Below are 16,505 nucleotides of genomic sequence, written 5' to 3'. Positions count from 1 at the left end.
GACACTTGTATATCATCTAGTGATTTCCATATCCTGACACAGAGCGATATAATGCAACTCTAACTGTAAACTTCTGATATTTATGAGCAGCTCTACGATTACTCTTTCTCCTCTACATGCCAGTGAATCCGTATCCATTTTGGAGCATCCAACTGCACGTACAGTCGGAAGAAAAGCCACAATCACGAAAGAAGAATTATTCCAAGCTGCTCTCAACCTTATCGGACCTCAAAAAAGCATCGCATCTTTAAGCTTGCGCGAAGTTGCCCGTGAAGCAGGAATTGCGCCAAACAGTTTTTATAGACATTTTAAAGATATCGACGAACTTGCCATTGAATTGATTGATCGCTCAGGTATTGTTTTACGTCAAATCTTGCATCAAGCTCGCTTAAAAGCAGTTCGCAATTCAAGTATTGTGCGTAGTTCAGTTGAAGTATTTATTGAACAGTTAGATGCTGACGAAGGTAATCTGAGCCTGTTGTTACGTGAAGGTTATACTGGTTCTGCCTCTTATAAAGAGGCGGTTGAAAAACAGCTCAATTACTTTCAGCAAGAACTCATGGATGATCTTGTTCGTCTTGAGCAAAATAACCCTCATAAAATCAAGCATCCAGAATTGGCTGCAAAAGCGATTACTCAATTGGTATTCACTATGGGTGCTAAATTAATCAACATGCCACACGATGAAAGAAAAGTTGTAGCTGAACAAACGATGACGATGATCCGAATGATTTTAGAAGGCGCACGTCATCTGAAAGAATAAATACTGAGTGTAAAAAAAGCCCTTCAGTTGAAGGGCTTTTTTATTACTTTTCCCAAATAACTTCTTTATTTTGAGCAACCCAAGTTGGAATAAGGGTTTCGTACTTCGCCTCAATTTTATTACGCTTAATCTTCATAGTCGGCGTCAACATATCGTTATCCATCGTCCACAAATCCATAATGACCACGAAGAATGCTATTTTTTCATGTGGCTCAAGCTTTTCATTAATTTCATTCTTCAACTCAATTAATTTTGCTTCGATATCATCACGTTTATTATCTTGTTGCAATTTATTGCGAATTTCTTCTGCCAACATCACAAAGGCGATCGGCTGTTTATGGCTTGCACCACCAACACAGACAGATTCAATCATTTGGTTATTACCAATCTTTTGTTCAATTGGTACAGGCATCACATACTTACCTTTCTGAGTTTTAAAGATGTCCTTTACACGTCCAGTAATTTTTAGACGGCCAGTCGCATCAATTTCACCCATGTCACCTGTTCTTAAATAACCATCCTCAGTCAAATCTTCAGCTGTTTTTTCTGGGTTTTTGTAATAACCCAACATTGTTCCTGGGCTTCTGACTAAAATCTCACCATTCTCATCAATCTTGCAGTCTACTCGTGCTTGAACATGTCCGACATATCCACTCATATATTCACCCATACGTGTGATATGCGAGTATCCACAGTTTTCTGTCATTCCATAAACTTCAAGCAACTCTAAGCCCAAATTACGATACCATTTAATAATATCTACGGGTAAAGGTGCAGAACCCGTTAAAGCATAACGAACATGATTCAAACCCAATTTTGCCAAGAGTTTTTGCTTAATCTTATTGCCCAAGAATGGGATTTTAAACAACACGTTTTGTACATTAAGTGGAATTTTTTCATTAATCCCCAAATAAAATTTAGTCCATAAACGTGGCACAGAAAAGAAGATCGTTGGTTTTGCACGATTAAGATCTTCAATAAATGTATCTAATGAATTGGCAAAATAAACGGTAAAACCACAAATCATCACGGATGATTGAATAAATACACGCTCTGCAACATGAGCTAGCGGCAAGTAAGATAAAGCACGATCTTTTTCTGAAACACCAAACGTAGATTTCAACTCACTCGCAGGTGAGAGCAAGGTCTTATAACTTTGCATAACGCCCTTAGGTAGACCTGTACTGCCCGAGGTATAAATAATGGTCGCAAGCTCATCCTCGTTTGGAAAATAAGGCTCACTGGTTGGTGCTGTTTTCGCAGTGATTTCATCCCATGTCGGCGCATTATAGTCAGGCGCCAATGGCAATTTAATACAATGCATATCTTGCGGGATGATTTGGTTTACATCGTTCCAACTGTCTCCAATACCATCCAACTTACCGATAAACAGAGCCTTAGTTTCACTATGATCTAGAACATATTTGGTGCCTTCACCATTGAGAGTCGTATATAAGGGAACCGACACGTGCCCTGCCATCCAAATGGCAAGATCTGCCATAATCCAATGCGCACTATTTTTACCAAAAATTGCAATCTGAGAACGACCAGGCAAATTCAAAGATTGTAAATAAGCAGCCATTTTTTTGACTTGACTGGCCACTTCTCCCCAGGTGTATTTAATCACCTGACCATTTGGTAAAGGCTGAACCAAGAAATCTTGGTTTGGCGATTTCTTTTCCCAATACATTAAGTAGTGAATATGAGTCGGTAAAAACTCAAATTGGTTGTTGTGCTGATTTACTTCCATGTGAAATGACTCCCAATAACGCATCATTGTTGTTATGTAATGACTCATAACCGAAAGCTGATTTAATTGTTTTAAACTCGTCCTGAGTTCCTGATTGCCGAGTAAAAACTACAGCTTTACGCTTTAAATTTTCGAATTATTTTCTATTTTCTATCATGAATTATGATCAAAATCCAACCATTATTTTACTCAATTTTATTGCGCTATATTTTTGATAAAATTGTAATTTAAGACCAATGTGTTGATGATTATCGCCAATGTACTTCGACAATGATTGACCTATAACTAAATCAAACTCATGGATAGAGATTGATCGTTATGGCTCAGATTGCCACTATTTTACGTGCAAAAACTCAACTCTTGGCTGTCAAAGCCCTCACTCTTGCAATCCCAGTATCACATCCTCTCGTATTTGCGGGTGAAGATTCATCAATGCAATTGTGTGGCAATATTGCTCAGCTCGGCATGAAAAAAGTGATGATTGTGACTGATGCAGTATTGGTCAAATTAGGTGTCATACAACCCATTCAAGATCAATTACAGCACAATGGGATTGAAGTTGTCATTTTCTCTGATGTAAAACCTGATCCAACTTGTGAAATTGTCGAAAAATCTCTAGCACTGTTTAAAAATACCGGATGCGATAGCGTATTGGGTATAGGGGGTGGTTCGACGATTGATACAGCAAAAGTATTAGCGCTCGCAGCCGCAAACAATAAATCGCCTAAACAAGTTTTTGGAATTTTAAAAAGCCGTAAACCTGCATATCCATTGTTCGTGATTCCGACCACCGCAGGTACAGGTTCTGAAGTTACCATTGCCGCAGTTATTTCAGACAGTGAAACTCATATTAAAGGCTTAGTTATTGATCCCAAAGTCGTTCCATTAGCAACTGCTTTAGATCCCGTCATCATGAAAGGCATGCCACCTGCTATCACTGCTGACACTGGCATAGATGCCCTTACTCATGCAATTGAATCGTGGGTAAGCGGATTCGCCAACAAACAATCAAATTATTACGCCAGTGCAGCCATGAAATTGATCATGGAGAATTTAAAAAAAGCATTTGAAGATGGTCAGAATATTGCAGCACGTGAAGCAATGGCGCTCGGTTCTCATTATGCTGGTTTGGCAATGAATAGTGCTGGAATTGGCTATGTACATGCTTTGGCGCATCAATTAGGGACTCAATATCAAATCCCACACGGACGCGCTAATGCCATTATCTTGCCTCATGTTCTAGAATTTAATCGTAAAGCATCAGAAAAACGCTTAGCACTAGCAGCGAAGAAAATTGGTTTAAGCTCGTCACACACTTCGGATGAACAAGCCGCAAATATATTCATTCAAAGCGTAAAGCAATTACTCAAAGATTTGAAAATCAATACTGAGATTCCGAATTTAAAAAAGCAAGATTTCCCAGAGATGATTAAATCTGCTTTTACTGAAGCCCATGGAATTTATGCCGTACCAAAATACATGAATTATTCAGATGCTGAGCAAATTTTAAATCGACTTTAATGCCAATAAGGCACGAATAAAAGCTCAGTATACAATCGTGTCTACTGAGCTTTTTTAATTTGCGACAAGGAATGCCGCCATGTTAAAAAATTTAGATCAACTGAATCCGTTTATTCATATCACGATCGAGCAAAGAATTCTGACCATCAAAATTGATCGCCCCGAGCAAAAAAATGCCTTGAACGGAGAAATGTACACTGACATTGCAACAATATTGGATGCGGCAGATCAATCTCAACAAGTGAATGTTGTGATTTTACAGGGTAACGAACAGGATTTTACCGCAGGAAATGATCTGAAAGATTTTATGTCTGCCGCTCAAAAATATGTTGGTTTAGCCGCTGATGCTACACCACCATTTGTCTTCCTAAAAGCGATCGCAAGATTTTCTAAACCTATTATTGCTGCGGTACGTGGCTGCACTATAGGCGTTGGCGTCACTATGCTATTTCACTGTGACATGGTATACGCTCACCCCGATACAGAATTTCAAATTCCATTTGTAAGTTTGGGATTATCTGTAGAAGGTGGCACCAGCCTTCTTTTCACTGAGTTGGCTGGTTATCATATGGCTGCCGAATTATTGCTCACAGGTCGAAAATTTTCAGCGGAAGAGGCGCTAAAATGTCGAATCATCAATCAGATTTGCGAGCAACCTGAACAATTAGCTTTACAGCAGGCTCAACAGATGAGTCAACTGCCAATGACCACGCTAAAAATTATTAAAAAACAAATTCGACCCGAGCAAGATCAAATTCAGAATTGTATTGTTCAGGAAGCTGAGGTTGTTGCAGAACGTTTAACATCGCCTGAAATGATTGAAGCCGTGATGGCTTTCTTACAAAAAAGAAAACCTGACTTCAATCAATTTCTGCAGTCCTAAAAAAGCACCCTAGGGTGCTTTTTTTTTATTTTATGGCTTTACCACCACCAAGACTCGAATCGCTTCAGGCGTTACAGCTAAACCTTCTAAAAGGCTTAAACCTTCTTTTTGAAGCTTCTGTAAACGCGCAATTTCATCTTCGCGAATACTTGGGTTAAATTGTTTCAAATAACTTAAACGATCAATTTCATATTGCCATTTATTGCTATAGATTTCTTTCGCTTGCTGTTTTAATTCAGGTAAAGCACCTTTTGCAATGTCTAAAGCTTGTGCATAACGTTGTTCAACGACATCACGACGTGCTTTCACCACTTGGCGACAACTATTACCGTCAAGATGATGTAAGTAAGGTTTCAAAATATCTGGTGCAATTTTAGCTGATAAATCTTGACCTTTTTCACTTAATAACACACGAATCAATTGTGTTGGTAAACTCGCTGGCAGGTTCAATGCTTTCGGTGCAATCACATCCACTTTGAACCACACCTCAACTAAAACTGAACCTTGTGGTAAAGCTGCAGACTTCAATAACGCCACATTGGTACTACCAAACGATTGCGTATTGATCATTTCCATGACACTTTCAGTAAAAGGATGCTCAAGCGTTATGTATTGCGCATCTTCACGGATCTGAGCCTGATCACGATAGAACGTCACGGTCATGCCTTCCTCATCCAAAGTCAGACCTTGGACTTGCATTTGATCCGTAGGCTTAATAATCACCGTGCCATTACTTTGCTCATCAAAATCAATATTGGTTGACGCCATGAAGCGTTTCATAAACATTGGCAAAGTCGTATTGTCATCATACTCTTCAAGCGCTTGCACAATTTCTTGCGCAACCATTGGGCGACAAGAATTGTATTCCAATAAACGATCACGTCCTGCTTGTAGCTCTTGCTCTAAAGCTTCACGTTGTACACTTACGGCTTCAAGCAGATCTTCAAACGCTTGACCTTTATCAGCCAACAAGCAATCTTTAAGATCAATAATAAAGTTTTCTTGTAAGGTTTGTGCGGTCGGAGAAATATTGCTGAAAATATTTAATGCTTCATTGTACCAACGGAACATACGCTCTTGTGCAGTGCCCACCAAATATGGCACATGAATCTGAATACGGTTTTCTTGACCAATACGATCCAGTCGACCGATACGCTGTTCAAGCACATCAGGGTTTGCTGGCAAATCAAATAGGATTAAATCTGAAGCAAACTGGAAGTTACGACCTTCTGAACCAATTTCTGAACACAATAAAATCTGAGCACCATAGGAATCTTCTGCAAAATAAGCAGCTGCTTGGTCACGCTCTAATAGACTCATGCCTTCATGGAACATTGCTGTACGAATCCCTGCATGGATACGTAATGCATTTTCTAAAGCTTCAACTACAGGCCCACTACGCGCAATGAGTAAGACTTTTTTATGCTTTAACTGAGTACGGAGCATTTCCATAATCCAAGTTACACGCGGATCAGTTTCCATCCAAGCACCGTCCAATTGCGCTTCTTCTGGCCACATTTGTTCACGAAGTTTACCATCCATCGACCATCCTTCTGGCGCAGGTAATGGTGCAGGCTGACAATCACGACCAGGGAAGCCTTGAATCGCTTCACGTGTATTACGGAATAGTACACGTCCCGTACCGTGACGATCTAACAATTCATGAATTGCACGGAAACGCTGTTCTGGCTCATCTTCAATCTTGTGACCGAGTAACTGCTCAATTGCTTGGAAATGATCAGCTTCAAGGGGTTGATCCGACATCAGCACTTCTGCAATTTGAGCTGTTTGCTGATATTTTTCCTCTTCATCTAAGAAACGATCAAGCGAACTAAAACGTTGCGGATCGAGTAAACGTAAACGGGCAAAATGAGACTCGACCCCTAACTGTTCAGGCGTTGCAGTCAGTAAAAGTACGCCTGCAGTTTTTTCAGCAAATTCTTCAACAAGGTCATAGCGGTCATTACCACCTTCTTCTTCTGACCACATCAAATGATGTGCTTCATCCACCACAAGCAAATCAAAACCTGCTTCGAGCGCTTGCTCACGTAAATCTTCATGGTCGATCATGAGATCAACAGACGCAATGATGCACTGTTCAGTTAAGAACGGATTCAATTCTGGATCATGTTCTTTGATCGAAGCAGTACGCGTTAAATCAAATAGGGAGAAATTCAAATTGAAACGGCGACGCATTTCAATCATCCACTGATATTGCAGTGAATCAGGAACTAAAACGAGGATGCGTTCAGAACGTCCTGTTTTCAGTTGCTGGTGTATAATTAAACCTGCTTCAATGGTTTTACCTAGACCAACTTCATCCGCCAACAAGACTCGTGGAGCAAAGCGCTTACCTACTTCATGCGCGATATAAAATTGGTGAGGAATCAATCCAACACGAGCACCCACCATGCCACGTAATGGACTATTTTGCATATTAGCTTGCATTTGTAATGCTTCAATACGCAGGTCATACCATTCTTTATAATCAATTTGGCTTGCCAATAAACGATCAAGTGGTTTAGACAATTGAATCGTCGCGCCAACACGAGTTTCATTTAATGATTTACGTTCATCAGTACCATCTTGTAACTGATGAATGACGTTGTAACGAATAACGCCACCACGCTCTTCTAATGATTCGACTTTCCAGACGATGCCCTCTTGGTCTTGAAGCTCATCATTCACATTGAACACAATTCGAGATAAAGGTGCGTTACTACGTGCATAGACACGGGTTTCGTCACTTTTAGGAAAGAGGATACTAATTGATCGTTCATTTACATCAATCAAAACCCCTAAACCTAACTCTGTCTCTGTGTCTGATAACCAACGTTGACCAATAGCAAACTGCTGCAATTTTTCCACCTTATCTCAAGTTAGGACTGAAAACTTATGCTCAAACAGGAGATGATTTGAGCAAAATTTAACGTCTATAAGCAATATATTTTGACATAAAGCCCACCAAAAAGTGAGCAATATTTAGCAACGATCTATTTAATTGATCATAACCAAGATTTCATCATGATCAGATCATAAAATATTCGTATGCTGATTTAAAAAATGTGTAATTAAAACGGGACTGGGCAATGAAAGCTCAGTCGTTCACCGGTAACAGGATGATTAAAGCTTAACTGCTCTGCATGCAAACAGAGTCGATCTTTCAAAGCTTGTTGCGCTGGTGTTGCATACAAAGTATCCCCTACAATGGGATGTCCTAAATGCTGCATATGAACGCGAAGTTGATGTGCTCGACCTGTGATTGGCGTTAATTTTACGCGTGTCACCCACTGATCTTGAATTTGAAATTTTTCAACTGCTTCCCAATGCGTTAACGCTGCTTTATTGTGATGCGCATCTACGATATGCAATGGCGGACGCGATGGGTCGTAAATCACAGGAATGTCTACAGTTCCTTGACCTTCTACACATCCCGCGACTAGTGCTTGATAAGTTTTATCCGTTTCACGTTCTTGAAATTGGCGCGAGATCGATTTTTGACCTGCTTTGCTGAGTCCAAATACCAATAAGCCTGATGTATCGCGATCTAAACGATGAATAAGAAGTGTACGCGGTTCTTCTTGAAGAAGACGATTGATAACGCAATCTTGAAGGTCAGGCGTTTTGCCCGGAACAGAAAGTAATCCAGCTGGTTTGTGAATCACCATAAAATCTTGATCACGATGAATGAGATGTTCCTGAAGAAAATGACTCAAATTTCTATTCCTAGCAGATCGTGAAAACAAGGCGGCAATAATAGAAAGCTTAGCGATAAATTACAATCTTGAAATAGACAAACTGTGATGATTTTTCCGATATCTGATAGAAATTAAATCAATCTAACGATTCAAATGAATTAAGTTTTGTTTTTGACTTCTAGCAATCTTTTCTCAGGATAGGAAGCAATTGGGAAAGTGTGCAATTTTGCCCAAATGATTCAAAATCTATATGTGCGCCATTGGCTCTCCACAAGCCAATCAAACTCACCATTGCGACTGAATCTAAGCCATAGTTCCGTAAATCTTGAAATGGATCAATTTCTAAAATATCGAATTCGAGGTATTCAGCAATAGACAGTAATATGCCCTTTTCAGAAAGAATAAATGAGGTCGGCGCACTCAATTCCAGCATTCGAATCATGGCAGAGGTATTCATATGATGAATACCTTGTTCTACACAGTTCTCAATCCACTGTAAATGTTGGCTCTTCGTTTCTACATGAACAGCATCGTTCACCACACAGACTTGAGGAGTAATCGAAATGATATGCTGTAAAAGATGCTTTATAGGTGAATTGATCATGCCAGACACAATGAGTTGTTTCTTTTCTGCGAGTAATTCACCCAACTGCGCTACTTTAGAAAATGATTGCTGCTCTTCAATTTCAATCACTACAATATCTAAAGCCTGAGCTTTTTTAATTAAGCGATTTAAATGAATCAATAATTCTTGATGTTGGTCATTGCTATATTCAGCTAAACGTTGAAATCCAAAAACCATCAAGACGCATTGTTCAGCTTGAATGGACCACTTTGCCAAACTCGCGCTGAGTTCAATTTTTTTGGGTGGTGTATAAAAATATGACATTGCCACTTTAATCTGCTAAAGCCAAGAAAACTTCTATGGCATGCAGCGCAATTTCAGCATCTTCAAAAGATTTAGCACCTGAAACACCCACGGCTCCCACCAATTGCCCTTGATAAATGATGGGTTCTGCACCTTCTAGCATTCCCGACAATGAGTGAACAGTCAGAAAACCCAATTGCCCATCTTTGATCAGCTCTTCAAAAATTTGAGATGGGTGGCGGCTCAAAGCTGAACATTTTGCTTTTTCAGCTGACAAATTCGCAGTCATCGGAGAGGCACCATCCATACGTTTCATTGCAAGTAAACTTCCAGTTTCATCTACAACAGAAATACTGACATTCAACTTTTTATCAATCGCATATTGTTGCGCACGCGTCAGTAAAAACTCCGCGTCTTCTAAAGTTAAATAATGTTTTAATTTCATTTCTATTTTAAGTCCGTGAATTTTATACGTGCAAAAAAGCCTACAGTATTTACACTGTAGGCTTATGTTAATAGATTTTCAAAAAAATTCTATTTTAAACGCGCAAATACATTCTTAGCTGCTTGAATAGTGAACGCAATATCTTCATCGGAATGCGCACTTGAGATAAATCCAGCTTCAAAAGCAGAAGGCGCTAAATTTACACCTTCATCCAACATGCCATGGAAGAATTTACGGAACATGTCAACATCGCATTTCAACATTGAATCAAAGCTTGTGATGTCTTCTTGATCAGTGAAATATAATCCAAACATCCCTCCAACCTGTTGAGTCTTAAATGGTATACCCGCTTCATCAGCGGCAGTCTGTAAACCAGTCAATAACTTTTCGAGCTGTGCGGTTAGATTTTCATAGAAACCTGGTTGACGAAGATGTTTAAACATCTCAATCCCAGCTCTCATTGCCAGCGGGTTACCTGACAAAGTTCCTGCTTGGTAAACTTTACCTAGAGGCGCAATACATTCCATCACCTCCCGCTTACCGCCAAATGCACCTACAGGCAGACCTGCACCAATAATTTTACCTAGCGTAGTTAAATCAGGTGTAACGCCGTAGTGTGCTTGAGCTCCACCTAATCCCACACGGAATCCAGTCATCACTTCATCAATAATGAAGACTGAACCATGCTCATCACACACATCTCGAATGGCTTGCAAGAATCCATCAATTGGTTTAACCAAGTTCATGTTACCTGCAACAGGTTCAACAATAACACCCGCAATTTCGGAACCAAACTTAGCAAAGCATTCTTTTAAAGTCGCAATATCATTGTATGGAAGCGTCAAAGTATGTTTTGCAAAATCAGCAGGAACACCCGCTGATGTCGCCTCGCCTTCACCACTTGTGAGTAGACCAGAACCTGCTTTCACTAAAAGTGAGTCTGAGTGACCATGGTAACAGCCCTCAAACTTAACAATCTTGTCACGACCTGTATACCCACGTGCAAGACGAATCGCAGTCATTGTTGCTTCTGTCCCTGAGTTGGTCATACGTACCAATTCAATCGACGGCATAATTTCACAGATAATATCTGCCAATGTCGTTTCATGCACTGTAGGTGCACCAAAACTTAGACCATCAACAGCGGCGTCTTGAACAGCTTTAATAATCGCAGGGTGTGCATGTCCTAAAATCATTGGTCCCCATGAACCCACATAATCTACATAGCGTTTGCCATCTACATCATACAGGTAGGCACCTTGAGCTTTTTCAATAAATACCGGCGTACCGCCTACACCATTAAAAGCACGTACTGGCGAATTCACACCACCAGGAATATGTTTGCTGGCTTGTTTAAATAGTTGTTCTTGCTTAGGAGATAAACTCATGAAAATCACTCAACTCAAAAAAGTAAAAAATTTAAGCTTGTTTAGCAAATAGCTCTGACCAATCATAAACACGTTGACCTACGGTTGACATCGAACGACCCAATACATCGCTAATGACAGCACAAAGATCTGCTCCAGCAGCAATCACTTCAGCGCCATTTTCAACCGTCAAACCACCAATCGCGCAAATAGGTACATTTAATTTTGCTTTTGCAGCTTTTAATGTTTCTAAACCAATATTACCTGCTTCAGGTTTGCTTTCTGTCGCATAAATTGCGCCAAATGCTACATAATTTGCGCCGTCTGCGATCGCTTGCTCAGCTAGTTCAATAGAATTATTACAACTACGTCCAATTAAGACGTTTTTTGGCAATCTTTCCACAGCCTCTTGGATTGAACCATCATCTTGACCAAGATGCACACCCACGCCATATTTGACTGCGGCCTCTAAATCATCATTGATGACAAAAGGAACCTTATATTGATTACACATATTCTTCATGTATTCAATTTCATAAGCTTGATCTTCTTTCGCAACGTTTTTACGACGATACTGAAGTACTGCAACTTCATAAGTTGCCATCGCTCCTTCAAGCTTTGCTAATAGAAGTTCAATAGGATCATCATTGGTGATTAAATACAAACCGCGCATAAAGAATAACTCTAGGCAAATACTAAAAATTTAAAACATTATAGGACAAAGCCTTGGAAGAACACATTGATAAAATGTAGAAATTAACAAGCTCTATTGTTGACTAAGCGTGTTAAAGATATTGATTGAAATGAATTTGTGAAATTTAATCCAAGAAAATTTGACTAATCATTCGAAGCTAATTGCTGGATAGACCTTTTTGGCAAAATATGACAAAAATTGATCAAAATCGAAATTTCATCTATTTTATTTTTTTTCAAGCTCAAATTCATCCACAAGTTCTGTAGCCAACTCTTGGGATAAATATTGAGGTATAATTGAATATATTTAAAATATATAAAAGAAAAAATAGATGTTTATGAGAATTTTAATTTTATTATTAGCTAATAATTTCGCTCATGCAGAAATGATTTTTAAACATGACAAAGAAGGGTTTGTTGATCGCTCTTGGTATGAAGCTGAAAATCAAATTATTGAAAGAAAGCTTTCAGCACAAGCTCCTAGTGAAAAATTTTATGAGCTAAGACAGAGATTTAAAGTCATTGACTCAAATACGCTTGAATATATTCCATATAGTTCTTCGAAAGACACGCTTATGTACATAAAGGAAGTTTGCGAAAAAAGAGAGATGTTACCTGCGAAGGAGCCCATACCTGACATTAGTTATAGACGAATCAGTATGAAAACACCTTTTGGCATGTCATGTACAGCAAATGATTAAGTGATATCTTTTAAGATTAAGAGGAAAACAAAATATTATTAAAAATCATAAATTTAAATACAATAAATTATAGTAAGGACTTAGTAAATGTAATTATTGAAAAGTAAATAGCGATTCATCAAATTAAACCACTTTCAGCAATAGTTTTCTTACACGAATAAAGATAGTCAAATTGAATTCATTAGGTTTTAAGAAAATTCAGTAAATATTTATTTTGATTTTGAAGAAATTTCCGTTGAACTCGATGGCAAAAACATTACATCCGACTATCCAGTAAATAAACTTGAGAGCTGATGAATATTTGAATTATGCAAACCTCTTACATGTGTAAAATATGGTTAAAGAACATGGTGTTACGCTTCAAATGCTAATATAAACTTTAAGAAAAAGATGTATTAGAGCTACGATTTTACTATGTTCTAATAAAGTTCTTATTAGAACAGCAATACACCAAACAGTCGAATAATTCAGGATCTCAACTTAATATTATTTATATCCTTACCAACATTTATAGAAGAGAAAAATGGATCAATTAAAAAAAATAAATGATGATTTGCATCAAGCCGCTATATTATTAGACAGTATTCCTAGTAAGATTCAATCAGATCCATCGCTAGAAAACAGAGAAAATATCTTACTGATAGGAAAAGCACTAAGTCATATTTTTGAACTCCAAAATAATATTTATAAAATTCGACCTGATTTAAAAAAATTGGATAATCAGAAATAATTGTGATTTATAGGATTTTTCTTAAGAAACATAACAGCTTATTTGATAGCACCAATGTAATACTCTATTTTTAGCAGTTTTTCTAAATTTAACATTATGCAAATAGTCAGAATAATATCGTTAATTCATCTAACTGAATACGTTAATTTTTTTATTAAATACCACAATTTATAATTTGGATTCATTCATTGAATTTTAGCCTTCCCTACATATTATTCAATCATTGTTACAAAATTTCCTGTAGCTTTCTTAAAACATTTCATGACAAAAAAGCCCAGAATATTCTGAGCTTTTAAAAAAAATATATAAATTTAGCTATCAATTTTATCAAATTTACGGTCTCTAAGGCTCAAATTACCTCGTAAAATATCTGACAACATTCTCCAGTCTGAAATAAAGCTATACAACGGTTGTTTAAAGCTTGCTGGCTTATTTTTTTCAAAAACAAAATGCCCCACCCACGCGCATGCGTAGCCTGAAACTAATCCGTAGACTAAATATTTAGCTTTACGCTGACGAATCGCTTGAGTAAAAAAATAAATACCGATTGAGCTACCTGCTGCATGTAAACGACGACTCATAATGCTACGGTGTTCAGTCAAATAAAAACGATAAAATTCTGAGTAATTTTTGATGGGTAATTGAAATTTGGTTTCTTCTTGCGATGAAGATGGCTCTACATAAGCATTCATTGTTTTGTTCCTGTCCTTTTTTTGACCACCATAATTCAAAAAATCGCACTTGAAAAGCTTATCTTACAAATATTGTGATTAATCATTCATTCAATTAAATGTAAGTGAATTGTCAAGATTGTGGTTCTAACCGAATCAGTTACAATCCCCTTTAAATTAAAAGGCAATCAAATGTCTTACTTCTATGAAAATGATTGATCAATTAGGAAAATCACATGCTTGAAATTGAATTAAAGTTTCAGATCCCAGAAGCTCGACGAAATGCGATTTTAAAAGCAATCGATCCGAAAAAGTCTGAACTCATTCAAATGCAAGCAAAGTACTATGACACTCCTGATCGCCTACTCTCTCAGCATGGGATAGCCATTCGACAACGTCTTGAAAATACCAATTGGGTTCAGACCTTAAAAGCGACGAAAAGTAAAAGTCATTTACACCGTTTCGAACATAATCATGATTTAGGTAATCTTGAGGCTGCACCGAATTTAGATCTATCTATTTATTCAGATAATTCCGAAGCTTATAAGGTCTTAAATGACGCATTAAAAGGTGATTTTGACCAATTAGTCTTGCAGTTTGAAACAGACATTCAACGTACAGTTCGAGTGATTAGCTTTGAAGATGCTGAGATTGAAGTGAGTCTAGATATTGGCGTTGTACGATCAGGTGATCGAGAACATGAGATTCATGAAGTAGAGTTTGAACTCAAACAAGGAAAAGTTGAAACATTACTAGCGTTTAGTTTTGAGTGGGTCAAAAAATATCAACTTTGGCTAGACGTTCGAAGTAAGGCTGAGTTTGGTAATTTATTGGTTTCAAATTTAGTTGTAAGCCCAGCGCGAACTGAAAAAGAATGGATCGTTGCAAAAAAAGAAAGCGCAGAAAAAACGATTCGGATGATGATCGGTCATCATATGCAACATTTACTGCCGAATATTGCTGCGATTTCTGCGGAAGTGGCTGAACAGGAACACATCGAACAAGCACATATTGCTTTGAACTATTTGTTTTTAAGTCTATCTATTTTTAAAGACTGGACATCAAAGGGCACAGATAAATGGGCACATCAGTTATCTGCATTTAAAAGTCATTTTGAAAACCTAAAACATTATGAGCATATGCAACATACCTTAGGCGCTATTCTGCAAAACCCTAAAACTGCTGAAATGCTCAGCAAAGATGTGCTCTACGCCCGAGAAAAATTAAATAACTTAGTCAAATCTACCCAAAACGTTCAACACTATCTTGAACTTTTGAGTTTTAGTTTAGGCAATTCCAAGAAGGTGCAAACCCAAGACCTCAAAACCTATGCTCAAAATACGCTTCAACATCAGTATAAAGTTTTACAGGAATGTCTGAATGAAGCTGATCCTTCTAACTTTGAAAGTCTTGACCAATTGGCAATACATTTAAGTGAATTAAAATTCAGTTTCCCAGTCTTAACACAAATTTTTGATGTGAAGAATTTACAAAAATACGGCAAGGCGCTTAATGATGCACATTATGCAGCTGAACAATATCAAGTATTGTCTTCCTCATCATCCTACTTACAGCAAACAGAATTAGAAGCCAGTGACTGGTTCGCGTTAGGTTGGTTGACGGCAAAGCAAGAAATTTACGCTGAAAAACTTTTGGAAGCGACTGAACAATTCCTAGTCAGTCGAAAATTTATCAAGTCATAAAATTCAAGTCAGAACTTTTCGTCAATGAGAAGTTCTGACTTAAAAATAATCCCAAGTTTGCATCGCCATGTGTACAACACTTTCCAATTGTTCAAAAGTTGCTCCATCACGTGCTTGCAAGCTTAGCCCTTGTAAAATCGTCATATAATAATCTGTCATTGCCTGAATATTAGTTTGTGCACTAATTTCACCTGAGGCTTGGGCAGCTAATAATTTTTCAATTAAATTCGATTTAGATAGCTGTCTTTTTTCCGAAATTGATTGTTGTATTTGTTGATTTTGAATCGAACAGTTCATTGTCGACACGACCAACATACATCCTTTTGGTTTGTCTTCTTGCACCAGTCGTTTTAGATTTTCAATCAAATAGAGTTCCATTGCTAATTTTATGGAATGTGCCTGTTTAAAAATCATTTCCATCGAGCATGATTCGTGCCTGAGATAATAGTCAATGCAACGATTAAAGAGCTCAGATTTATCACCATACGTACTGTAAAGACTAGGTGCAGTGATTCCCATGGCGAATGTTAAATCACTCATTGACGTGGCTTCATAACCGTATTTCCAAAATAGTGTCATGGCTTTTTCAAGTGCTTGTTCTTCATTAAAACACTTAGGACGTCCACGCCCCTTAGATATTGATTTGGCACTATCCATTTGATTTATTGGCTTTGAACTTTCATGCATATTCAACCCAATTAATTTTATAATG

15 protein-coding genes are annotated in these 16,505 nt (G+C 37.9%); 6 read left to right on the top strand and 9 right to left on the bottom strand.

What is annotated here, in order from left to right; genetic code table 11:
• Positions 1-82: 82 nt before the first annotated feature.
• Positions 83-763, top strand: a complete 681-nt coding sequence (gene fabR / locus FTV17_RS01410; protein ID WP_179997862.1) for an HTH-type transcriptional repressor FabR — start codon at positions 83-85, stop codon at positions 761-763.
• 43 nt (positions 764-806) lie between these two features.
• Here the strand turns inward: fabR and FTV17_RS01405 are convergent, their stop codons facing one another.
• The gene (locus tag FTV17_RS01405) at positions 807-2,513 is read right to left on the bottom strand and encodes an AMP-binding protein (RefSeq protein WP_179997861.1); all 1,707 of its coding nucleotides are present in this window, start codon (positions 2,511-2,513) and stop codon (positions 807-809) included.
• A gap of 318 nt (positions 2,514-2,831) precedes the next feature.
• On the opposite strand from FTV17_RS01405, the gene FTV17_RS01400 reads away from it, so the two are divergent.
• Positions 2,832-4,034, top strand: coding sequence for an iron-containing alcohol dehydrogenase (locus tag FTV17_RS01400; RefSeq protein ID WP_179997860.1), 1,203 nt, complete (start codon positions 2,832-2,834; stop codon positions 4,032-4,034).
• Between the two features lie 79 nt (positions 4,035-4,113).
• Positions 4,114-4,917: an enoyl-CoA hydratase-related protein gene (locus tag FTV17_RS01395; protein ID WP_179997859.1), complete on the top strand. Its 804-nt coding sequence runs from the start codon at positions 4,114-4,116 to the stop codon at positions 4,915-4,917.
• A gap of 30 nt (positions 4,918-4,947) precedes the next feature.
• Here FTV17_RS01395 and rapA read toward each other — a convergent pair whose 3' ends face one another.
• From rapA to thiE, 6 genes are all read right to left on the bottom strand, one after another.
• Positions 4,948-7,785, bottom strand: a complete 2,838-nt coding sequence (gene rapA, locus FTV17_RS01390) for an RNA polymerase-associated protein RapA (protein ID WP_179997858.1) — start codon at positions 7,783-7,785, stop codon at positions 4,948-4,950.
• 203 nt (positions 7,786-7,988) lie between these two features.
• Positions 7,989-8,633, bottom strand: a complete 645-nt coding sequence (locus FTV17_RS01385) for an RluA family pseudouridine synthase (RefSeq protein WP_179997857.1) — start codon at positions 8,631-8,633, stop codon at positions 7,989-7,991.
• 160 nt (positions 8,634-8,793) lie between these two features.
• Positions 8,794-9,504 carry a phosphopantetheine-binding protein gene (locus tag FTV17_RS01380; RefSeq protein ID WP_257219863.1) on the bottom strand — a complete coding sequence of 237 codons (711 nt, stop codon included), beginning with the start codon at positions 9,502-9,504 and terminating at the stop codon, positions 8,794-8,796.
• 7 nt (positions 9,505-9,511) lie between these two features.
• Positions 9,512-9,928: a heme-binding protein gene (locus FTV17_RS01375; RefSeq protein WP_035267160.1), complete on the bottom strand. Its 417-nt coding sequence runs from the start codon at positions 9,926-9,928 to the stop codon at positions 9,512-9,514.
• Between the two features lie 89 nt (positions 9,929-10,017).
• A complete protein-coding gene (gene hemL / locus FTV17_RS01370) occupies positions 10,018-11,316 on the bottom strand; it encodes a glutamate-1-semialdehyde 2,1-aminomutase (protein ID WP_179997855.1) in 1,299 nt (432 codons plus the stop codon).
• Between the two features lie 31 nt (positions 11,317-11,347).
• Positions 11,348-11,968 carry a thiamine phosphate synthase gene (thiE, locus tag FTV17_RS01365; RefSeq protein WP_179997854.1) on the bottom strand — a complete coding sequence of 207 codons (621 nt, stop codon included), beginning with the start codon at positions 11,966-11,968 and terminating at the stop codon, positions 11,348-11,350.
• Positions 11,969-12,320: 352 nt separating this feature from the next.
• Between thiE and FTV17_RS01360 the strand changes: the two genes are divergently transcribed.
• Positions 12,321-12,689, top strand: coding sequence for a hypothetical protein (locus FTV17_RS01360; RefSeq protein WP_179997853.1), 369 nt, complete (start codon positions 12,321-12,323; stop codon positions 12,687-12,689).
• A gap of 523 nt (positions 12,690-13,212) precedes the next feature.
• Positions 13,213-13,419: a hypothetical protein gene (locus tag FTV17_RS01355; protein ID WP_092767113.1), complete on the top strand. Its 207-nt coding sequence runs from the start codon at positions 13,213-13,215 to the stop codon at positions 13,417-13,419.
• 311 nt (positions 13,420-13,730) lie between these two features.
• Here the strand turns inward: FTV17_RS01355 and FTV17_RS01350 are convergent, their stop codons facing one another.
• Positions 13,731-14,111, bottom strand: coding sequence for a DUF962 domain-containing protein (locus FTV17_RS01350; protein WP_179997852.1), 381 nt, complete (start codon positions 14,109-14,111; stop codon positions 13,731-13,733).
• Between the two features lie 215 nt (positions 14,112-14,326).
• On the opposite strand from FTV17_RS01350, the gene FTV17_RS01345 reads away from it, so the two are divergent.
• Positions 14,327-15,793 carry a CYTH domain-containing protein gene (locus FTV17_RS01345; protein ID WP_179997851.1) on the top strand — a complete coding sequence of 489 codons (1,467 nt, stop codon included), beginning with the start codon at positions 14,327-14,329 and terminating at the stop codon, positions 15,791-15,793.
• Positions 15,794-15,832: 39 nt separating this feature from the next.
• Here the strand turns inward: FTV17_RS01345 and FTV17_RS01340 are convergent, their stop codons facing one another.
• Positions 15,833-16,480, bottom strand: a complete 648-nt coding sequence (locus FTV17_RS01340) for a TetR/AcrR family transcriptional regulator (RefSeq protein WP_179997850.1) — start codon at positions 16,478-16,480, stop codon at positions 15,833-15,835.
• Between the last annotated feature and the right edge of the window lie 25 nt (positions 16,481-16,505).

The organism is Acinetobacter sp. YH12239 (assembly GCF_013417635.1).
Taxonomy (GTDB): domain Bacteria; phylum Pseudomonadota; class Gammaproteobacteria; order Pseudomonadales; family Moraxellaceae; genus Acinetobacter.
The sequence above is the reverse complement of the archived record's forward strand: the minus strand, read 5'-3'. Positions and strand labels throughout refer to the sequence as shown.

Coding starts and splice junctions, on each gene's coding strand:
- FTV17_RS01340 (WP_179997850.1), bottom strand. CDS start 16,480: ATGCATGAAAGTTCAAAGCCAATAAATCAAATGGATAGTGCCAAATCA.
- FTV17_RS01400 (WP_179997860.1), top strand. CDS start 2,832: ATGGCTCAGATTGCCACTATTTTACGTGCAAAAACTCAACTCTTGGCT.
- FTV17_RS01355 (WP_092767113.1), top strand. CDS start 13,213: ATGGATCAATTAAAAAAAATAAATGATGATTTGCATCAAGCCGCTATA.
- fabR (WP_179997862.1), top strand. CDS start 83: ATGAGCAGCTCTACGATTACTCTTTCTCCTCTACATGCCAGTGAATCC.
- FTV17_RS01350 (WP_179997852.1), bottom strand. CDS start 14,111: ATGAATGCTTATGTAGAGCCATCTTCATCGCAAGAAGAAACCAAATTT.
- hemL (WP_179997855.1), bottom strand. CDS start 11,316: ATGAGTTTATCTCCTAAGCAAGAACAACTATTTAAACAAGCCAGCAAA.
- FTV17_RS01345 (WP_179997851.1), top strand. CDS start 14,327: ATGCTTGAAATTGAATTAAAGTTTCAGATCCCAGAAGCTCGACGAAAT.
- FTV17_RS01395 (WP_179997859.1), top strand. CDS start 4,114: ATGTTAAAAAATTTAGATCAACTGAATCCGTTTATTCATATCACGATC.
- FTV17_RS01405 (WP_179997861.1), bottom strand. CDS start 2,513: ATGGAAGTAAATCAGCACAACAACCAATTTGAGTTTTTACCGACTCAT.
- thiE (WP_179997854.1), bottom strand. CDS start 11,968: ATGCGCGGTTTGTATTTAATCACCAATGATGATCCTATTGAACTTCTA.
- FTV17_RS01380 (WP_257219863.1), bottom strand. CDS start 9,504: ATGTCATATTTTTATACACCACCCAAAAAAATTGAACTCAGCGCGAGT.
- FTV17_RS01375 (WP_035267160.1), bottom strand. CDS start 9,928: ATGAAATTAAAACATTATTTAACTTTAGAAGACGCGGAGTTTTTACTG.
- FTV17_RS01360 (WP_179997853.1), top strand. CDS start 12,321: ATGTTTATGAGAATTTTAATTTTATTATTAGCTAATAATTTCGCTCAT.